15 protein-coding genes are annotated in these 18748 nt (G+C 66.0%); 5 read left to right on the plus strand and 10 right to left on the minus strand.

Annotated features, from left to right (window positions below; translation table 11 throughout):
- The first annotated feature begins 25 nt into the window (after positions 1 to 25).
- The 4 genes from gltB to CCOS191_RS01965 all read left to right on the plus strand — a co-directional run bounded on the left by gltB (position 26) and on the right by CCOS191_RS01965 (position 7754).
- A complete protein-coding gene (gltB, locus tag CCOS191_RS01950) occupies positions 26 to 4471 on the plus strand; it encodes a glutamate synthase large subunit (protein WP_046853847.1) in 4446 nt (1481 codons plus the stop codon).
- A 107-nt stretch (positions 4472 to 4578) separates the two neighbouring features.
- On the plus strand, positions 4579 to 5997 hold the full coding sequence (locus tag CCOS191_RS01955) for an FAD-dependent oxidoreductase (protein ID WP_046853848.1): 1419 nt from the start codon (positions 4579 to 4581) through the stop codon (positions 5995 to 5997).
- A gap of 230 nt (positions 5998 to 6227) precedes the next feature.
- Positions 6228 to 7292 carry a uroporphyrinogen decarboxylase gene (hemE, locus tag CCOS191_RS01960; RefSeq protein WP_046853849.1) on the plus strand — a complete coding sequence of 355 codons (1065 nt, stop codon included), beginning with the start codon at positions 6228 to 6230 and terminating at the stop codon, positions 7290 to 7292.
- A 114-nt stretch (positions 7293 to 7406) separates the two neighbouring features.
- Positions 7407 to 7754 (plus strand): YgiW/YdeI family stress tolerance OB fold protein, encoded by a 348-nt coding sequence (locus CCOS191_RS01965; protein ID WP_046853850.1) that lies wholly within the window; start codon positions 7407 to 7409, stop codon positions 7752 to 7754.
- A gap of 100 nt (positions 7755 to 7854) precedes the next feature.
- Here the strand turns inward: CCOS191_RS01965 and CCOS191_RS01970 are convergent, their stop codons facing one another.
- Positions 7855 to 9096, minus strand: a complete 1242-nt coding sequence (locus tag CCOS191_RS01970) for an MFS transporter (protein ID WP_046853851.1) — start codon at positions 9094 to 9096, stop codon at positions 7855 to 7857.
- Between the two features lie 113 nt (positions 9097 to 9209).
- Here CCOS191_RS01970 and CCOS191_RS01975 point away from each other — a divergent pair, with 113 nt between their 5' ends.
- Positions 9210 to 10112, plus strand: a complete 903-nt coding sequence (locus CCOS191_RS01975; protein WP_046853852.1) for a LysR family transcriptional regulator — start codon at positions 9210 to 9212, stop codon at positions 10110 to 10112.
- Between the two features lie 3 nt (positions 10113 to 10115).
- On the opposite strand, the gene CCOS191_RS01980 is transcribed toward CCOS191_RS01975, so the two are convergent.
- The 9 genes from CCOS191_RS01980 to CCOS191_RS02020 are packed head-to-tail and all read right to left on the minus strand — an operon-like array spanning position 10116 to position 18683.
- On the minus strand, positions 10116 to 10919 hold the full coding sequence (locus CCOS191_RS01980) for a hypothetical protein (protein ID WP_046853853.1): 804 nt from the start codon (positions 10917 to 10919) through the stop codon (positions 10116 to 10118).
- A gap of 24 nt (positions 10920 to 10943) precedes the next feature.
- Positions 10944 to 12170 carry a beta-ketoacyl-ACP synthase gene (locus CCOS191_RS01985; protein ID WP_046853854.1) on the minus strand — a complete coding sequence of 409 codons (1227 nt, stop codon included), beginning with the start codon at positions 12168 to 12170 and terminating at the stop codon, positions 10944 to 10946.
- Positions 12170 to 12898, minus strand: coding sequence for a 3-oxoacyl-ACP reductase FabG (fabG, locus tag CCOS191_RS01990; protein WP_046853855.1), 729 nt, complete (start codon positions 12896 to 12898; stop codon positions 12170 to 12172). The genes CCOS191_RS01985 and fabG overlap by 1 nt, the downstream gene beginning before the upstream one ends.
- On the minus strand, positions 12891 to 13361 hold the full coding sequence (locus tag CCOS191_RS01995; RefSeq protein WP_038706960.1) for a hotdog family protein: 471 nt from the start codon (positions 13359 to 13361) through the stop codon (positions 12891 to 12893). Before CCOS191_RS01995 ends, fabG begins: the two co-directional genes overlap by 8 nt.
- Positions 13358 to 14551, minus strand: a complete 1194-nt coding sequence (locus CCOS191_RS02000; protein ID WP_046853856.1) for a beta-ketoacyl-[acyl-carrier-protein] synthase family protein — start codon at positions 14549 to 14551, stop codon at positions 13358 to 13360. The genes CCOS191_RS01995 and CCOS191_RS02000 overlap by 4 nt, the downstream gene beginning before the upstream one ends.
- Positions 14548 to 15033, minus strand: coding sequence for a DUF3261 domain-containing protein (locus CCOS191_RS02005; RefSeq protein ID WP_046853857.1), 486 nt, complete (start codon positions 15031 to 15033; stop codon positions 14548 to 14550). Before CCOS191_RS02005 ends, CCOS191_RS02000 begins: the two co-directional genes overlap by 4 nt.
- Entirely contained in the window at positions 15030 to 15770 is a 741-nt protein-coding gene (locus tag CCOS191_RS02010; RefSeq protein WP_046853858.1) for a class I SAM-dependent methyltransferase, read from the minus strand. The genes CCOS191_RS02005 and CCOS191_RS02010 overlap by 4 nt, the downstream gene beginning before the upstream one ends.
- A complete protein-coding gene (locus CCOS191_RS02015) occupies positions 15767 to 18088 on the minus strand; it encodes an MMPL family transporter (protein ID WP_046853859.1) in 2322 nt (773 codons plus the stop codon). Before CCOS191_RS02015 ends, CCOS191_RS02010 begins: the two co-directional genes overlap by 4 nt.
- Entirely contained in the window at positions 18078 to 18683 is a 606-nt protein-coding gene (locus CCOS191_RS02020) for an outer membrane lipoprotein carrier protein LolA (protein WP_046853860.1), read from the minus strand. The genes CCOS191_RS02015 and CCOS191_RS02020 overlap by 11 nt, the downstream gene beginning before the upstream one ends.
- Positions 18684 to 18748 lie beyond the last annotated feature (65 nt).

Below are 18748 nucleotides of genomic sequence, written 5' to 3' on the forward strand. Positions count from 1 at the left end.
AGGTGAACCTGGTGAGAAAGTGTCTATGAAAACAGGTCTGTACCATCCCGAAGAATTCAAGGACAACTGTGGTTTCGGCCTGATCGCCCATATGACGGGCGAGCCGAGTCACCACCTTCTGCAAACCGCCATGCAGGCGCTGACCTGCATGACCCACCGCGGCGGCATCAACGCCGACGGCAAGACCGGCGACGGTTGCGGTCTGCTCATGCAGAAGCCCGATCAATTCCTGCGCGCCGTGGCCCAGGAGCACTTCGCCGTCGAGCTGCCCAGGCAGTACGCCGTCGGCATGGTGTTCTTCAACCAGGACCCGGTCAAAGCCGAAGCCGCCCGCGCCAACATGGATCGCGAGATCGTCAACGCCGGCCTCAAGCTGGTAGGTTGGCGCAAGGTGCCGATCGATACCAGCGTCCTTGGCCGCCTGGCCCTGGAGCGCCTGCCGCAGATCGAACAGGTGTTCATCGGCGGTGAGGGCCTGAGCGATCAGGAATTCGCCATCAAGCTGTTCAGTGCCCGTCGCCGTTCGTCCGTGGCCAACGCCCACGACGCCGACCACTACATCTGCAGCTTCTCGCACAAGACCATCATCTACAAAGGCCTGATGATGCCGCGCGATCTCGCGGCGTTCTATCCGGACCTGGGTGACGAGCGCCTGCAGACCGCAATCTGCGTGTTCCACCAGCGCTTCTCCACCAACACCCTGCCGAAGTGGCCGTTGGCGCAGCCCTTCCGCTTCCTCGCCCACAACGGCGAGATCAACACCATCACCGGCAACCGCAACTGGGCCATGGCCCGTCGCACCAAGTTCGCCAACGACCTGATCCCCGACCTCGAAGAGCTCGGCCCGCTGGTCAACCGCGTCGGTTCCGACTCATCCAGCATGGACAACATGCTCGAGCTGATGGTCACTGGCGGCATCGACCTGTTCCGCGGCGTGCGCATGCTGGTACCGCCAGCCTGGCAGAACGTCGAGACCATGGACGCCGACCTGCGCGCCTTCTACGAATACAACTCCATGCACATGGAACCGTGGGATGGCCCGGCCGGTATCGTCATGACCGAAGGGCGCCACGCGGTGTGCCTGCTCGACCGCAACGGCCTGCGCCCGGCGCGCTGGGTGACCACCACCAATGGCTACATCACCATCGCCTCGGAAATCGGCGTGTGGGGCTATCAGCCTGAGGAAGTCCTGGCCAAGGGCCGTGTCGGCCCAGGCCAGATCCTGGCTGTCGATACCGAGACCGGCCAGATCCTCGACACCGACGCCATCGACAACCGCCTGAAGTCGCGCCACCCTTACAAGCGCTGGTTGCGCCAGCACGCCACGCGCATCCAGGCGACGCTGACCGACGACCAGGGCGTGGCCAGCTACGACGCTGACCAGCTCAAGCAATACATGAAGATGTTCCAGGTCACCTTCGAGGAACGTGACCAGGTGCTGCGCCCGCTCGGCGAGCAGGGCCAGGAAGCGGTCGGCTCGATGGGTGACGACACGCCGATGGCCGTGCTGTCCCAGCGCGTGCGTTCGCCGTACGACTTCTTCCGCCAGCAGTTCGCCCAGGTGACCAACCCGCCGATCGACCCGCTGCGCGAAGCGATCGTGATGTCCCTGGAAATCTGCCTGGGCGCCGAGCGCAACATCTTCCAGGAGTCCCCCGAGCACGCCTCGCGGGTGATCCTCAGCTCGCCGGTCATCTCGCCCGCCAAGTGGCGTTCGCTGATGAACCTGGAGCGCGAAGGTTTCGACCGCCAGCTGATCGACCTCAACTATGAGCAAAGCCTCGGCCTTGAAGCGGCCATCCGCAATATCGCCGACCAGGCCGAAGAAGCGGTGCGCGGCGGCAAGACCCAGCTGGTGCTCAGCGACCGCTACATTGCCCCGGGCAAACTGCCGGTACACGCCTCGCTGGCCGTAGGCGCAGTACACCATCGCCTGACCGAACAAGGGCTGCGTTGCGACAGCAACATCCTGGTCGAGACCGCCACTGCCCGCGACCCGCACCACTTCGCCGTGCTGCTGGGCTTCGGTGCCTCGGCTGTCTATCCGTACCTGGCCTACGAAGTGCTGGCCGACCTGATCCGCACCGGCGAAGTGCTGGGTGATCTGGACGAAGTGTTCAAGTACTACCGCAAGGGCATCTCCAAGGGCCTGCTGAAGATCCTGTCAAAGATGGGCATCTCCACCATCACCTCGTACCGTGGCGCCCAGCTGTTCGAAGCCATCGGTCTGTCCGAGGAAGTGGTTGGCCTGAGCTTCAAGGGTGTGTCGAGCCGCATCAAGGGTGCGCGTTTCGAAGACCTGGAGAGCGACCAGAAGCTGCTCGCCGCCGAAGCCTGGAGCGCGCGCAAGCCGATCCAGCAAGGTGGCTTGCTCAAGTTCGTCCATGGTGGCGAGTACCACGCCTACAACCCGGACGTGGTCAACACCCTGCAGGCCGCCGTGCAGCAGGGCGACTACGCCAAGTTCAAGGAGTACACCACGCTGGTCGACCAGCGTCCGGTGTCGATGATCCGTGATCTGCTGAAAGTGAAGGTGGCCGACCAGGCCCTGCCGTTGGATGAAATCGAGCCGCTGGACGCGATCCTCAAGCGCTTCGACTCCGCTGGTATCTCCCTGGGTGCACTGTCGCCAGAGGCGCACGAAGCCTTGGCCGAGGCCATGAACCGCCTGGGCGCGCGCTCCAACTCCGGCGAGGGCGGTGAAGACCCGGCCCGCTATGGCACCGTCAAAAGCTCGAAGATCAAGCAGGTGGCCACCGGCCGCTTTGGCGTGACCCCGGAATACCTGGTCAATGCCGAAGTGCTGCAGATCAAGGTCGCCCAGGGCGCCAAGCCCGGCGAGGGCGGCCAGCTGCCGGGGGGCAAGGTCAACGGCCTGATCGCCAGGCTGCGCTACGCGGTACCGGGCGTGACCCTGATCTCGCCGCCGCCGCACCACGACATCTACTCGATCGAAGACCTGGCCCAGCTGATCTACGACCTCAAGCAGGTCAACCCGCAGGCCCTGGTCTCGGTCAAGCTGGTTGCCGAAGCCGGCGTGGGTACCATCGCCGCCGGCGTGGCCAAGGCCTATGCCGACCTGATCACCATTTCCGGCTACGACGGCGGCACCGGCGCTTCGCCGCTGACCTCGATCAAGTACGCCGGCGCTCCGTGGGAACTGGGCCTGGCTGAAACCCACCAGACCCTGCGCGGCAACGACCTGCGCGGCAAGGTGCGGGTACAGACCGATGGCGGCCTGAAAACCGGCCTGGACGTGATCAAGGCCGCGATCCTCGGCGCCGAGAGCTTCGGCTTCGGCACCGCGCCGATGATCGCCCTGGGCTGCAAGTACCTGCGCATCTGCCACCTGAACAACTGCGCCACCGGCGTGGCCACCCAGAACGACAAGCTGCGCAAGGACCACTACATCGGCACCGTCGACATGGTGATCAACTTCTTCACCTTCGTCGCCGAAGAGACCCGTGAGTGGCTGGCCAAGCTGGGCGTACGCAGCCTGGGCGAGCTGATCGGCCGTACCGACCTGCTCGACGTGTTGCCGGGCGACACCGAGCGCCAGGGCCACCTCGACCTGTCGCCACTGCTGGGCAGCTCGCACATCCCGGCCGACAAGCCGCAGTTCTGCCAAGTGGACAAGAACCCGCCGTTCGACCAGGGCGAACTGGCCGAGAAGATGGTCGCCATGGCCCTGCCGGCGATCCGCGACATGGCTGGTGGCGAATTCGCCATGGACATCTGCAACTGCGACCGTTCCATCGGTGCGCGCATCTCTGGCGAAATCGCCAGGCTGCACGGCAACCAGGGCATGGCCGCCGCGCCGATCACCTTCCGCTTCAAGGGCACCGCGGGCCAGAGCTTTGGTGTGTGGAACGCCGGCGGTTTGAACCTGCACCTGGAAGGCGACGCCAACGACTACGTCGGCAAGGGCATGACCGGGGGCAAGGTGACCATCGTGCCACCGGCCGGAAGCCCGTTCGAAACCCAGCACAGCGCCATCGTCGGCAACACCTGCCTGTACGGCGCTACCGGCGGCAAGCTGTTCGCCGCCGGCACCGCGGGCGAGCGCTTCGCTGTACGTAACTCCGGCGCCCACGCTGTGGTCGAGGGCACCGGCGATCACTGCTGTGAATACATGACCGGCGGCTTTGTCTGCGTCCTGGGCAAGACCGGTTACAACTTCGGTTCTGGCATGACTGGCGGCTTCGCCTACGTGCTCGACATGGACAACAGCTTCTTCGACAAACTCAACCACGAGCTGGTGGAAATCCAGCGTATCAGTGGTGAGGCGATGGAAGCCTACCGCAGCCACCTGGCGCGGGTCCTGGGCGAGTACGTGGAAGAGACCGGCAGCGAGTGGGGGCGTGAGCTCTCGGAGAACCTGGATGACTATGTGCGGCGCTTCTGGCTGGTCAAGCCGAAGGCGGCCAACCTCAAGCACCTGTTGTCCAGCACCCGTGCCAACCCGCAGTAAGAACAGCTGCAAGTGGCGAGCCCCGTGTGCGGGGTTCGTCGGGCTTACGTGATCGTCTTGCAGCTTGCAGCGTGTAGCTGGCAACTGCGGTAAAGAGGTTTTGAAAAATGGCTGAACGTCTGAGCAACGACTTCCAGTTCATCGAAGTGGGGCGCAAAGACCCTAAGAAAAAGCTGCTGCGCCAGCGCAAGAAAGAGTTCGTCGAGATCTACGAACCCTTCAAGCCGCAGCAGTCCGTGGAGCAGGCGCACCGCTGCCTGGGCTGCGGCAACCCGTATTGCGAGTGGAAGTGCCCGGTGCACAACTTCATCCCCAACTGGTTGAAGCTGGTTTCCGAGGGCAACATCCTGGCGGCAGCCGAGCTGTCGCACCAGACCAACACTCTGCCGGAAGTCTGCGGGCGTGTTTGCCCGCAGGATCGCCTGTGCGAGGGTGCCTGCACCTTGAACGACGGCTTCGGCGCGGTAACCATCGGCTCGGTGGAGAAGTACATCACCGACACCGCCTTCGCCATGGGCTGGCGCCCGGACATGTCCAAGGTCAAGCCGACCGGCAAGCGTGTCGCCATCATCGGCGCCGGCCCGGCCGGCCTGGGCTGCGCCGATGTGCTGGTACGTGCCGGCGTGACCCCGGTGGTGTTCGACCGCAACCCCGAGATCGGTGGCCTGCTGACCTTCGGCATCCCCGAGTTCAAGCTGGAAAAGACCGTGCTGAGCAATCGCCGCGAAGTCTTCACCGGCATGGGCATCGAGTTCCGCCTGAACACCGAGGTGGGCCGCGATATCACCATGGAGCAACTGCTCGCCGAATACGACGCGGTGTTCATGGGCATGGGCACCTACACCTACATGAAGGGCGGCTTCCCCGGCGAGGACTTGCCGGGCGTGCACGACGCGCTGGACTTCCTGATCGCCAACGTCAACCGCAACCTGGGCTTTGAAAAGTCGCCTGAAGACTTTGTCGACATGCAGGGCAAGAAGGTCGTGGTGCTTGGCGGTGGCGATACCGCGATGGACTGCAACCGCACCTCGATCCGCCAGGGCGCCAAGTCGGTGACCTGTGCCTATCGCCGTGACGAGGCCAACATGCCGGGTTCGCGCAAAGAGGTGAAGAATGCCAAGGAAGAGGGCGTGAAGTTCCTCTACAACCGCCAGCCCATCGCCATCGTCGGCGAGGACAAGGTCGAGGGCGTGAAGGTGGTCGAGACCCGTCTCGGCGAGCCGGATGCCCGCGGTCGCCGTAGCCCCGAGCCAATCCCGGGCTCCGAGGAGATCCTGCCGGCCGACGCCGTGGTGATTGCCTTCGGCTTCCGCCCGAGCCCGGCGCCGTGGTTCGAGCAGTTCGGTATCCAGATGGACAGCCAGGGCCGCGTGGTGGCTCCGGAGAAGGGCAAGTTCAAGCACCAGACCAGCAACCCGAAAGTGTTTGCCGGTGGCGACATGGTGCGTGGTTCGGACCTGGTGGTGACGGCGATCTTCGAAGGGCGTACCGCAGCTGAAGGTATCCTGGATTACCTCGAAGTCTGATGTTGCCTGAACCGGCCTCATCGCCGGCAAGCCGGCTCCCACAAAGGCAGTGCCTTACCCTGTGGGAGCCGGCTTGCCGGCGATGAGGCCATCAGATGCAACCCCAGGACCTCGTTTTGTATACAAAAATGCTTGATCCATGGCACCTGATAGACAAAACGCATGGCCATGGCCGTGCCTTTTGCGTCCGCGTCTGAGAAAATGCCCGCACTTTTTTTCCGGATGCCGACATGACTGCCCTGAAGAACGATCGTTTCCTGCGTGCACTGCTCAAGCAACCCGTAGACGTCACCCCGGTGTGGATGATGCGCCAGGCCGGCCGCTACCTGCCGGAGTACCGCGCCAGCCGCGCCAAGGCCGGCGACTTCATGAGCCTGTGCATGAACCCGCAGTTCGCCTGCGAGGTCACCCTGCAGCCGCTGGACCGCTACCCGCTGGACGCGGCGATCCTGTTCTCGGACATCCTCACCATCCCTGACGCCATGGGCCAGGGCCTGTATTTCGAGACCGGCGAAGGCCCGCGCTTCAAGAAAGTCATCAGCACCCTGGCCGACATCGAAGCGTTGCCGATCCCCGACCCGCAGAAGGACCTGGGCTACGTGATGGACGCGGTCAGCACCATCCGCCGCGAGCTCAACGGCCGTGTGCCGCTGATCGGCTTCTCCGGCAGCCCATGGACCCTGGCCACCTACATGGTGGAAGGTGGTTCGTCCAAGGACTTCCGCAAGATCAAGGCCATGGCCTATGACAACCCGCAGGCCCTGCACCTACTGCTGGACAAGCTGGCGCAGTCGGTCACCAGCTACCTCAACGGGCAGATCCAGGCGGGCGCCCAGGCGGTGCAGATCTTCGATACCTGGGGTGGCAACCTGTCGGCGGCGGCCTACCAGGAGTTCTCCCTGGCCTACATGCGCAAGATCGTCAGCGGCCTGATCCGTGAGCATGAAGGGCGCAAGGTGCCCGTGATCCTGTTCACCAAGAACGGCGGCCTGTGGCTGGAAAGCATCGCCGAGGCCGGCGCCGACGCCCTGGGCCTGGACTGGACCTGCGAGATCGGCGACGCCCGCCGCCGCGTCGGTGACAAGGTCGCGTTGCAGGGCAACATGGACCCGACCGTGCTGTACGCCAACCCTGCGGCCATCCGCAAGGAAGTCGCGCGCATCCTGGCCAGCTACGGCAAGGGCAGCGGCCACGTGTTCAACCTGGGCCATGGCATCACCCCGGAAGTCGACCCGGAGCACGCCGGCGTATTCATCAACGCCGTGCACGAGCTTTCGGCGCAGTACCACCAGTAACCGGTGTGCAACTCAAGAAGCCCGGCCAAGTGCCGGGCTTTTGTTGTATTAAGTTTCAATTCAGCGATCGTCGGTAATCTGGTGCCATCAAAACGCACACAGGACCCGATCACCATGAAAGCCCGTTACCTGCCCCTGATCCTCGCCCCACTGTTCAGCACCGCCGCCCTGGCCGCCGGCTACACCGGCCCCGGTGCCCAGTCCGTGACCACGGTGGCTGCCGCCAATGATGCCGCCGACGACACCCCGGTGGTGCTGCAAGGCTACGTGACCAAGAAGATCAACAACGACGACAAGTACGAGTTCAAGGACAACACCGGCACCATCACCGTCGAGATCGACGACGAAGACCTGCCAGCGACGCCGTTCAACGACAAGACCAAGGTCAAGCTGACCGGCGAGGTGGAAAAGCACCTGATGAGCCGTGAGGTGGATGTGGATATCGTCGAGATCATCAACTGATCCAAAGGCCTCATCGCTGGCAAGCCAGCTCCTACAAGGGATCGCATAACCCTGTGGGAGCCGGCTTGCCGGCGAAAGGGCTGCCCAGCAGCCCCTATACTCAAGCCGTCTTCGGCGCCAACCTGCTCAAATGCAACGCCACCAGCAACGCCACCACCAGCAAGCTGCCAATGAACAGCCCAACCCCCTCCCACCCGGCGTAATGCCAGAACACTCCACCTACCGTCCCCGCCACACTCGACCCCGCGTAATAGCTGAACAGGTACAGCGAAGAAGCCTGCCCCTTGGCCTTCAGCGCCCGGCGGCCGATCCAGCTGCTGGCCACCGAATGCGCGCCAAAGAAGCCGAAGGTGAACACCAGCATGCCGAGAATGATCATGGCCAGCGGGTTGGCCAATGTCATGAGCAGGCCGCCGGCCATGACCACGATACTGGCCCAGAACACCTTGCGCCGCCCGAGCTTGTCGGCCAGCGCGCCGACCTGCGCAGAGCTGTAGATCCCCGACAGGTACACCACCGACAGCAGTCCGACCAGCGCCTGGTTCATATGGTAGGGCCCGGCGAGCAGGCGATAGCCAATGTAGTTGAACAGGGTGACGAAGGCGCCCATCAGCAGGAAGGCTTCAAGGAACAGCCAGGGCAGCCCGGCATCCTTGAAGTGCATGACGAAACCGTCCAGCAGGCTGCGGGGTTTCAATGACTGGGCCCGGAAGTTGCGCGATTCGGGAAGCACTTTCCAGAACACCACGGCCGCCACAAGGGCCAGGCCGCCGATCACCAGCATCGCCGTGTGCCAGCTGACGAAGTCGATCAACACGCCGGTGATCAGGCGCCCGCTCATGCCGCCGATGGCATTGCCGCCGATATACAGCCCCATGGCCAGGCCGATGTGCTGCGGGTGGATCTCTTCGCTCAGGTAGGTCATCGCCACCGCGGCCAGGCCGCTCAGCGACAAGCCCACCAGTGCCCGAGTGGCCAGCACCAGCTCCCAGCTCGGCATCACCGCGCTGGCCAGGGTCGACAGCGCCGCGCACAGCAAGGCGAAGACCATCACCGGCTTGCGGCCGATACGGTCGGAAATGGGGCCGGTGATCAGCAGGCCGATGGCGAGCATGGCGGTGGACACCGACAGCACCAGGCTGCTCTGCGCGGCGTTGATGGCGAATTCCTGCGACAGCAGCGGCATCATGGGCTGCACGCAGTACAGCAGGGCGAAGGTGGCAAAGCCGCCGCTGAACAGCGCCAGCACGGTTTTCATGAAGGCGGGCGTGCCTTTCTCGATCCAGATGTCGGTGGGGGCAGGTTCGGGTTCGACGGGCAGGGGGGCGACGGCGGATCTCACGGGAGCGGTACCTCGGGGCGTTGCGGTGGAAAAATCATATAGCTGGCTAATGATTAGATCCAATATATTGTTCGACCTGTTTAAGACGTTTAACGACCTGTTGGGAGCCGACCATGGAGCTGCGTCACCTGCGTTATTTCATCGCTGTGGCCGAAGAGCTGCACTTCGGCCGCGCCGCCCAGCAACTGGGCATCTCGCAACCGCCGCTGAGCCAGCAGATCCAGGCCTTGGAGCAGGAGCTGGGCGCACGGCTGTTCGAGCGCACCAACCGCCGGGTCGAGTTGAGCGAAGCCGGGCGGTTGTTCCTCGACGAGGCCCGGCAAGTTCTGGCCCAGGTGGAAAAGGCCGCCGACGTGGCCCGGCGTGCGCAATTGGGGGAACTGGGGGAGTTGAAGATCGGCTTCACCTCTTCGGCACCCTTCACGTCGAAGCTGCCTAAGGCACTGCACGCGTTCCGTCAGCAGTTCCCGGCAGTGCACCTGAACCTCAGGGAGATGAGCAGCCGCGACGTTGCCGAAGCGGTGCTCGACGAGTCCATCGAAGTCGGCCTGATGCGGCCAATGCCCTTGCCGCAAGGGCTGGTGGTCAACGAGTTACTGCGCGAGCCGCTGGTAGCAGTGATCAATGCCTCGCACCCGTTGGCCGAAGGCAGCGAGCAGGGGCTGTACATGCAGGCCCTGGCCAACGAGCCGTTCGTGTTCTTCCCGCGCAGCTATGGCAGCGGCTTGCATGCCCAGTTGCTGAGCCTGGCGCGCCAGGCCGGTTTCAGCCCGCACTTCGCCCAGGAGGCGGGGGAGGCGATGACCATCATTGGCCTGGTGTCGGCGGGGTTGGGGGTATCGGTGCTGCCAGCGTCGTTCCAGCGCATGCGCATCGACGGAGTGGTCTACCGCACCCTGCTGGACGAGGGCGCCGACACCGCCGTGTGGCTGGTGCGGCGCAGCGGCGAAGGCTCGGCGATGGCGCGGGCCTTCGCCGCCTTGCTGGGCGGGCAGCCGGTCACGCCGCCCGCCTGAGGGTCAGTCAACGTGGGCCAGTTCGCCGCGCAGCGCCACGGCGCTGACGAAGGTGCCGGCGCGGCACTGGAACTTCTCTGAGTCCTTGTACAGCGAGCGCTGGTCGACGCTGGCGATGTTCACCACGGCGTTGGCGTCGGCCTCCTGGGCCGCGCGCTGCATCGTTGCCAAGGCCGATTGCAGGGCCCAGTAACAGGCCTCGCTGTCGGACTTGTTGCTGCCGTTGGTCTTGCGGCTGCTGCTCACCGTACGCAGGGTGCGCACCGAAGTCGGCAGGGCCTCACCGGCCAGGTAGAAGGTCACGCTGCCGTCGAGCAGGCCTGCCTCGGTGGCGCGCTTCACGCCTTCGCGGAAGCTCAGGTAGGTCGGCCCGTCGACGCCCTGGTTGATGATGCCCAGGTTGTTCACCGCTTCGATGTCCGGGTTGAACGACAGCTCCTTCAGCACGTTGTCGCGCAGGCGGTTGATCCAGCGGTTGTAGTTGCCGTGGATCTTGCCGTTCTTGTAGTCAAGGCCCCAGCTGCTGCGGTAGACGATCTGGAACTCGGTAGGGCTGAAGGGGATGTCGACCTCGGCGTGGTGGCGGCCGCGTACGGTGATGGCCGCCTTGACCATGCCCGGGCGCACCGACTGCACGATCCACTGGCGGTCGTTGAGCGCGGTGACGATGGCGCGTTTCATCTGGTCGTCGGTGAAATTGAGGTCCTTGGCGAAGTCTTCCTTGGCGTTGTACACCGGCTTGCTGGTGCACCCGGTGAAGACCAGGGCCAGTGCCAGCAAGGCGAGGATGCGGTGAATCCGGGACATTCCTTTACTCCGTGGTTTTGCAGGTCAGGGCCAACGGCGGAAGATCAACGAGGTGTTGACGCCGCCGAAGGCGAAGTTGTTGTTCATCACGTATTCGTGGCTCATGGCGCGGAAGGCGCCTTGCAGGTAGTCGAGCTCGCCGCATTGCGGGTCGACCTTATCGAGGTTGAGCGTGGGGGCGTACTGCTCGCGGTTCATCATCTCGATGCTGAACCAGGATTCCAGGGCGCCGCAGGCACCCAGGGTGTGGCCCAGGTAGCTCTTCTGCGAGCTGATCGGCATGCGCGGCCCGAACAGGCTGCTGGTGGCCTGGGTCTCGGCGATATCGCCCTGCTCGGTGGCGGTGCCATGGCCGTTCACATAACCGATGGCCTCGGGCGCCAGGCCCGCGTCTTCCAGCGCCAGCTCCATGGCCCGGCGCATGGTCGCCTGCTCGGGCCGGGTAATGTGCTGGCCGTCGGCATTGCTGCCAAAGCCCACCACCTCGGCGTAAATCCGCGCGCCACGGGCCAGGGCGTGTTCCAGTTCTTCAAGCACCAGCATGCCGCCGCCCTCGCCGATCACCAAGCCGTCGCGGTCAAGGTCGTAGGGGCGTGGGCTCAGGTGCGGGGTGTCGTTCTTCAGGCTGGTGGCATAGAGGGCGTCGAACACCATGGCCTCGGTGGGGCACAGCTCTTCGGCGCCGCCGGCAAGCATCAGCGGCAGGCGCCCGAACTTGATCGCTTCATAGGCGTAGCCAACGCCCTGGCTGCCGCTGGTGCAGGCGCTGGAGGTGGGGATCAGGCGCCCGGTCAGGCCGAAGTAGATGCTGATATTGGCCGCCGTGGTGTGCGGCATCATGCGCACGTAGGAGTTGGCGTTGAGGCCTTCGGAGGTGGAGTTGAGCAGCATGTTGCCGAAGGTCTTGATCTCGTCGGTGCTGCCGGTGGACGAACCGCAGGCCACGCCCATGCGCCCGTCGCGGATGCTCGGGTCGTCGAGCAACCCGGCATCGGCCAGCGCCCGCTCGGCGGCGGCCACCGCCAGGCGCGACACCCGGCCCATGCTGCGCAGTTGCTTGCGGGTCCAGTGCGCAGGCACCTGGAAGTCATCGATGGGGCCGGCCAGGCGGGTGTTGAGCTCGCTGTAGCGGTCCCATTCGTCCATGCGGCGGATGCCGCTGCGCCCGGCGGCGAACTGTGCGGCGATGCTCGCCCAGTCGTTGCCCAAGGCGGTAATGCCGGCCATGCCGGTGACCACGACGCGGCGCATCAGCACAGCCCTCCGTTGACCGCCAGCACCTGGCGGGTGATATAGGCCGCCTCGGGCGACATCAGGAAATTCACCGCGCCGGCCACTTCTTCCGGGGTGCCCATGCGCCCGGCCGGGATCATCTTCAGCAGTTCATCGACCGGCACGCTTTCGTCGAGCATGGCCGTGTCGATCAGGCCGGGGGCCACGCAGTTTACGGTGATGCGGCGCTTGCCCAGCTCGATCGCCAGGGCCTTGGCGGCACCGATCAGGCCGGCCTTGGAGGCGCTGTAGTTGACCTGGCCGCGGTTGCCGATCAGCCCCGACACCGAGGTGATGCAGACGATACGCCCCGGCGCGCGGCGGCGGATCATCGGCATCGTCAGCGGATGCAGGACGTTGTAGAAACCGTCGAGGTTGGTGCGCATCACCTGGTCCCAGTCGTCGTCGGTCAGCGCCGGGAAGGCGCCGTCGCGGGTCAGCCCGGCATTGCACACCACGCCGTAGTAGGCGCCGTGGGCTTCGACATCGGCTTCCAGCACCGCTTTGCAGCGGACGCGGTCGGCCACGTCGAACTGCAGCACCCGGGCCTGTTGGCCAAGCGCCCGTACTTCCTCCGCCACGGCATCGGCCTCGGCCCGGCCACTGCGGCAGTGCAGCACCAGGTCGAAGCCGGCCCGCGCCAGGCGCAGGGCAACGGCGCGGCCGATGCCACGGCTGGAGCCGGTAACGAGAATGCTGTCAGTCATGGTGCGGTTCCTCTGGGCCGGCTTCGGCCAGGTAGCGGTCGGGCTGTGGCGGGCGGTACACATTCAGGCGGGCCGTGGCATGGATGCCGGGGCCGCGCAGGTGGCATTCGAACACGCCCATGCCGTTGTCGTCTTCCAGCGAGCGCTGCGCGTGGATCAGCAGTTCGGCGCCGGCGGGGAAGTGCTCGACAGCGCATTCGAACTTGCGCGTGCCCAGCAGAAAGCCCAGCTCCACCGGCAGGCCCTGGCGGCGGGCGCGACAGCCGGCGAAGGCGGCCACGCTCTGGGCCATCAGCTCCAGGCCCAGCCAGGCCGGCAGGCTGCCGTCGGCACGGTTGAACAGGCCGCCCGGGCGCACCGTGGTGCGGGTATGGATCTGCTCGTCGTCGCAGCTGTCGATCTGCTCGATGAGGATCATGTCACCGGCATGGGGCAGCAGCTCGGCCAAGGGCCAGGGAATCATGGGGCGTCTCCGAGAATCAGGCTGACATTGTTGCCGCCAAAGGCGAACGAGTTGCTCATCAGGTAACGCGGGCGTTCCGTTGTCAGTCGCTGGCTGCCATCGACCAACGCCAGGGCCGGCAATGCTGGGTCTTGGTGGCCATCCCAGACATGCGGCGGCAGTAGGCCCTGCGGGTTGTGCCCGCTCAGGGCCAGCCAGCAGAACGCTGCTTCCAGCGCACCGGCGGCGCCGAGGGTGTGGCCGGTCATCGGCTTGGTCGATGAACAGGCCAGGTCGGCGCCGAACAGGCTGTGCACGGCCAGGGCTTCCATGGCGTCATTGTGCACGGTGGCGGTGCCGTGCAGGTTCAGGTAGCCGATCTGCGCGGGCACAAGGCCGGCATTGTCCAAGGCTTTGCCCATGGCCTGCAAGGCGCCTTTGCCGGTGGGCTCCGGCGCCGAGATATGGTGCGCGTCGGAGCTGGCGCCGGCACCCAGCAGGGCGATGCGCGGGCCTTGTGGATTGGCCTCTCGGGTCATCAGCAACATGGCCGCGCCTTCGCCGATATTGATGCCGGCGCGGTTGCGCGAAAACGGGTTGCAGCGTGCGTCGCTGACTGCCTCCAGGGCACTGAAACCGTTGAGGGTCAGGCCGCACAGGCTGTCGACCCCGCCGCACAGCACGGCGTCGCACAGCCCCAGGTCGAGCAGGCGGCGAGCGCTCATCAGCGCCCGGGCGCTGGAGGTGCAGGCGGTGGAAATCACGTAGGCCGGGCCGCTCAGTTGCAGCCAGTCGGCGAGGAAGTTGGCCGGGGCGCTGAGCTCTTGTTGGGCGTAACGGTAGCCCTCGGGAAAATGCTGCTCGCGCAGGTAGTGGGCAATACCGTCGCTGGCTTCGGCTATCCCTGAGGTGCTGGTGCCCAGCACCACGCCGACCCGGTGGGCGCCATGGCGCGTGATCGCCTCGCGGATAGCCGGCTCGATCTGCAGCGCGGCGCTGTACAGCAGCTGGTTGTTGCGGCTGTGGTGCTCTGCCAGCGGCAGCGCGGGCAGCGGGGTGGTGACGGCGCCCACCGGCAGGCTGCGCCCGGGCACCCAGCCCGCCTGCGCCAGCATGCCCGAACAGTCGCCGGCAAACAGCCGGCGGGCGACGTCGGCCTGGCCGTGGCCGAGGGCGCAGACCAGGCCCAGGGCATTGAGATAGGCGCTCATGGGGTGTTCTCGTCGGGCAAGGGGCTGACGTGATAACGCAGCCCTTGGCCCAGGTTCAAGGTAAAGGTATCGGCGCCCTGGTAGCGCACCTGCCAGCGCTCGCCGAGCCAGCGTCGCTCATCCTGCTGGCGGGCCTGGGGGTAAGCCTGTGGCAGTTGCTGCGCCGGGGTCAGGGCGAACAGCACGGCGGCGAACAGCTCGCGCGCCGCCGGGTTCGGCGGCAGCAGCCCGTCTGCCTGCCACTGCTGGCCATCGAGTAGCTGGCGGGCCTGGGGGATGCCCAGCAGATCGAGCAGCGACCAGCGCAGGCGGGTGTCCTCACGCTGGATCACCAGCAGCCAGTCCTGGCGTTGCCCGGCCTGTTCCCGTTCGACGTGCAACTGGCGTGGCAGTTCCAGCGCGGGCGTTTGCTCAGGCAAGGGCGGCCGTGCGGCGCAGGCGCCGAGCAGCAGGCAGCAGAGCATGGCCAGCAGGACTTTCATGGTGTCTCCAGCGGTTTGCGCGCCACCACGTTGAGCAAGGTCTCTTCGCGTTGCCCGATGGGTGGTGGTTTGCACAACCCGAAGCGTTCGAGCAGGCCGAAGTCCTTGGCGCGGCTCCACCACAGGTACGGATACGAGACATGCCGTGGTGCGAATTCGAAGCCTTGGGTGCTAAGCATCCGCAGGTAGCCCTCGGCGCTCTTTTGCACGTGCATCGGGTGGCGGAACAGCCAACGGATCACCCAGGTGTCGATATAGGCCTCGGTGGACTCGGCGAACAGCAGGTAGCCGCCCGGCTTGAGCACGCGATGGAATTCGGCCAGGGCCTTTTCCTGCTCCACCAGGTGGTGGAAGGTCTGGTGGCAGAACAGGATATCGACACTGGCATCGGCGTATGGCAGCGCGGCACAGTCGCTGCCGTGCAGCTCCACGCTGATGCCCAGGCGCTCGGCCTCGGCGGCGCTGAGCGCCAGGCTGTGCGGGTCGGCGTCGGTGCCCAGCAGGCGCGAAGGCGCGAACACCTGGTGCAGGTGGCGGAACGACTTGCCCTGGCCGCAGCCAACATCCAGCAGCACCGGCGCGGCAGGCGGGTTGCCGTCGAACAGCTGACGCAGGTCGTTGATCGCCACCCGCAGCACATGGTGCTGCCAGGTGTGGCTGCGCAGGAACCAGAAACCGAAACGGGTCTCCTCGACATAGGTGTCGCTGAAAAAGGCCTTGGACATGCTGCTGTTCATGGCGGTGGATGCGCTCCTTCGCGGGTGGAGGCCCAAGGGGCCAGCAGGAAACTGAAAGCCAGGCCCAGGCTTACCGCCAGGCCGAAATTGCTGACCGCCGGGGTGTTCGACAGCGCCAGCAGGCCGAACGACAACCAGGTGGTCACTGCCGCCAGCAGGGTGCCCAGCAGGCTCACGGCGGCGCCGCCGATGCGCTCGTGCATGAGGATCGCGTAATCGACGCTGATCGCCGTTACCAGCAGCAGGCCGAACAGGCTGAACAGGGTCAGCGGCTGGCCCAGCCAGCCGAGGCTGGCCAGGCTGCACAGTGCCGCCAGCAGCGGCAGGGCGACGATGCGCAGGGCGCCGCGCAGGCCGAACGGCAGCACCAGCAGCACCACGATCAGCAGGCACGACAAGAGCTTGAGTTCGGCGGCGCTGAGCTGGGTGGCGGCGAACAGCTGGTTCAGCTCACCGAGGCGGTCGACCAGTTGCACGCCGGGCAGGTCATCGGTCTGCAGGCGCAGCAAGGCGGTGTCGCCCAGGCCTTGCAGGCTGACGATGGCGGCCACGCCGTCGCCGTCCTGGCCCAGCCACAAGGGCCGCCAGGCTTCGCCCAGCGGGCCGGCCAGCACCTCGTCGATGCTTTGCAGTGGCAGCTGTTGCAGGTGCTTGAGTTCGTTATCCAGGCCAGTCGCGGGCACGCCAAGGGCGACCAAGGGCTGCCAGTGCGCCTGCAACTGGCCGAGGGACTGTTGCAGGTGCACCTGTTCAACAGGGCTGGCGACCAGTTGGCTGAGGCTCATGTAGCCCTTGAGCTTGCCCAGTTCGACCAGTTCGCCCAGCTTGCCGCTCAGCGCCTGCAGGCGTTCGAGCAGTTGCTGCGGGTCGTTGCCGCGCACCAGGTAGAACTGGCTGGTGGGCTGGTAGCCGGTGATCCGTGCCACAGCCTGGGCCTCTTGCAGCAACTGCGGCGGGCTGCCGACCCACTGGCGGATGTCGTTGCGGCTGTCCAGGCGCCACAGGCCGGCGGCGCAGAACAGCAGCACCAGGATCAGCAGTACCCCGCTCGGGACCCTGGCCAGCAGGCGTTCACGCAGCGTGGTCAGGGTTTGTGCGATGCGCAGCGGCCACTGCGCCGGGCGCAGCTCGACGCCCGCGAGCAGTGCTGGCAGCAGGCATACCGCGCTGAGGTAGGCGCCAAGCAGTCCGGCTGCAGAAAACGCGGCAATCTGGGTCAGCGCCGGGAATGGCGTGAACGCCAGGGCCAGGTAGCCGATGGCGCTGGTCGCCAGGCTCAGGCTCAGCCCCGGCAGGGTCAGGCGCAGGGCCGGCCAGCTGTGCCAGGGCTTGAGGCTCCAGCTCTTGGACAGGTAGTGCAGCGGGTAATCCACCGCCACGCCGATCAGGCTCGAACCCAGCACCAGGGTCATCACGTGCATTTGCCCGAACAGCGCCACGCACACCACCGCGCCGAACAGCATGCCCACCAGCACCGGCACGAAGGCCAGCAGCACGCGCCAGCGGCGAAAGGCCAGCAGCAACAAAAGCAGGATGCCCAGGGTGGCGCCACCGCCAACCCAGGTGATCTCGCGGCTGGCCTGCTGCTGGCCCGCGGCGGCGTACAGCAGGCCGCTGGCCGCCAGCAGCCGGGCGCCGTGCTGGTCGGCGTCGAGGCGGCTGGCGGCGAGCAGCTCGGCCACCTGCAACGGCAGGTGCATGTCGAAGGCGTTGCCCTGGGTGCGTGCCCGCAGCAGCACCCACTGCTGGCCGTCGGCCTCGGCGACCAGTGCGCCGCTGGCAGTGTCGAGCTGCACGTTGGCCGGCATCGGCTGGCTGTTCTGGATGCGCCCCGTCAGGCCCAGCCAGTCGTCCTGGCTGGGCACTAGGCTGAAACCGGCGAAGGGGTCGAACAGGCTTTGCACGCGCTGCTCGATGAAGGCTTGGGGCTGCGTGCTCAACTGCTCGCGATCGTTCGCCGAGAGCAGGGCCAGGCGGCCTTGCAGCAGTTGCGCGCGCAACGCCGACAGGTCGGTCTGCAGGCTCCATTGCACCTTTTCGAACAGGCCGCTGCCTTGCCATTGCGTGGCCAGGCGCTCGGCCAGGGCCAGGGCCTGCTCACGCTCGGGGTGGCCGACCAGCACCAGCATTTCGCGGTTGAGCGGCTCCTGCATGCGCTGTTCGGCCCGCAAAACCAGCGGGTCCTGGGTAGCGCCGGGCACCAGGGTCATCAGGTCGGCCGACAGCGGTGCGCCGCGGTGCCACTGCCAGCCGGCGATGGCCAGCATCACCAGCAGCAACCCGAGGAACAGGCGCGGCAGCAGGCGTTCAGTCGGCAAAATCGCTGCGCTCCGTGTCGTTCAGGGCCGTTGCGGCGGTGCTGGCAGGCATGCGCAGCACGGTACTGTCGCCCTGGGTCTCGCTGAGCTCGATGCGTTCCACGTACTGGCCACCGGCGATGTCGATGCGCGTGAATACCTGTTTGAGCAGCAGCGAGCGGGGCGTCAGGCGCAGCTGCCAGTGCCCGGCATCGCCGGACAGGACCAGTTCGAAGTCGCGTTGCAGGCCGCTGCTGTCGCCCTGCAGCACGGCGAAGAACAGGCGGTTCTGCTCGGCGCCGGCGCTGCGACTGGGCAGGGTTTGCCAGCCGTTGGGGGCGCGCCGGGCGATGCCCTGGGCGTCGATGCGGTAGTCCTGGCGCAGCGGGGTGTCCAGCAGCCACAGCAGGCCGTGGTCACGGGCGAGGACGAAGCGGCCCTTGCTCAGCAGCGGCTGGGGCAGGGCGCGCAGGTGTTTTTCCTGGATGAACGGGCCCTTGACCACGGCGGGCTGGCTGAGCTGCTTTTGCAGGTCGTCGAGGGTGAAGGCCAGGGTCAGGGGGCTGATGAGCAGCAGGCCGAGCGCGACGAGCAGGCGGGCCGCTTTGCGGCCCATCGCCGGCAAGCCGGCTCCCACAGGAGCCGAGCAGCCTTGCAGGTCCCTACTCCTGTGGGAGCCGG

This window comes from Pseudomonas sp. CCOS 191 (assembly GCF_001007005.1).
Lineage (GTDB): Bacteria > Pseudomonadota > Gammaproteobacteria > Pseudomonadales > Pseudomonadaceae > Aquipseudomonas > Aquipseudomonas soli.

Bases quoted from the DNA above. Each gene is read 5' to 3' on its own strand.
- CCOS191_RS01965 (WP_046853850.1), top strand. From the start codon at position 7,407: ATGAAAGCCCGTTACCTGCCCCTGATCCTCGCCCCACTGTTCAGCACC.
- hemE (WP_046853849.1), top strand. From the start codon at position 6,228: ATGACTGCCCTGAAGAACGATCGTTTCCTGCGTGCACTGCTCAAGCAA.
- CCOS191_RS01985 (WP_046853854.1), bottom strand. From the start codon at position 12,170: ATGCGCCGCGTCGTGGTCACCGGCATGGCCGGCATTACCGCCTTGGGC.
- gltB (WP_046853847.1), top strand. From the start codon at position 26: ATGAAAACAGGTCTGTACCATCCCGAAGAATTCAAGGACAACTGTGGT.
- CCOS191_RS01980 (WP_046853853.1), bottom strand. From the start codon at position 10,919: ATGTCCCGGATTCACCGCATCCTCGCCTTGCTGGCACTGGCCCTGGTC.
- CCOS191_RS01995 (WP_038706960.1), bottom strand. From the start codon at position 13,361: ATGATTCCCTGGCCCTTGGCCGAGCTGCTGCCCCATGCCGGTGACATG.
- CCOS191_RS02020 (WP_046853860.1), bottom strand. From the start codon at position 18,683: ATGGGCCGCAAAGCGGCCCGCCTGCTCGTCGCGCTCGGCCTGCTGCTC.
- CCOS191_RS02010 (WP_046853858.1), bottom strand. From the start codon at position 15,770: ATGAACAGCAGCATGTCCAAGGCCTTTTTCAGCGACACCTATGTCGAG.
- CCOS191_RS01975 (WP_046853852.1), top strand. From the start codon at position 9,210: ATGGAGCTGCGTCACCTGCGTTATTTCATCGCTGTGGCCGAAGAGCTG.
- fabG (WP_046853855.1), bottom strand. From the start codon at position 12,898: ATGACTGACAGCATTCTCGTTACCGGCTCCAGCCGTGGCATCGGCCGC.
- CCOS191_RS01955 (WP_046853848.1), top strand. From the start codon at position 4,579: ATGGCTGAACGTCTGAGCAACGACTTCCAGTTCATCGAAGTGGGGCGC.
- CCOS191_RS02005 (WP_046853857.1), bottom strand. From the start codon at position 15,033: ATGAAAGTCCTGCTGGCCATGCTCTGCTGCCTGCTGCTCGGCGCCTGC.
- CCOS191_RS02000 (WP_046853856.1), bottom strand. From the start codon at position 14,551: ATGAGCGCCTATCTCAATGCCCTGGGCCTGGTCTGCGCCCTCGGCCAC.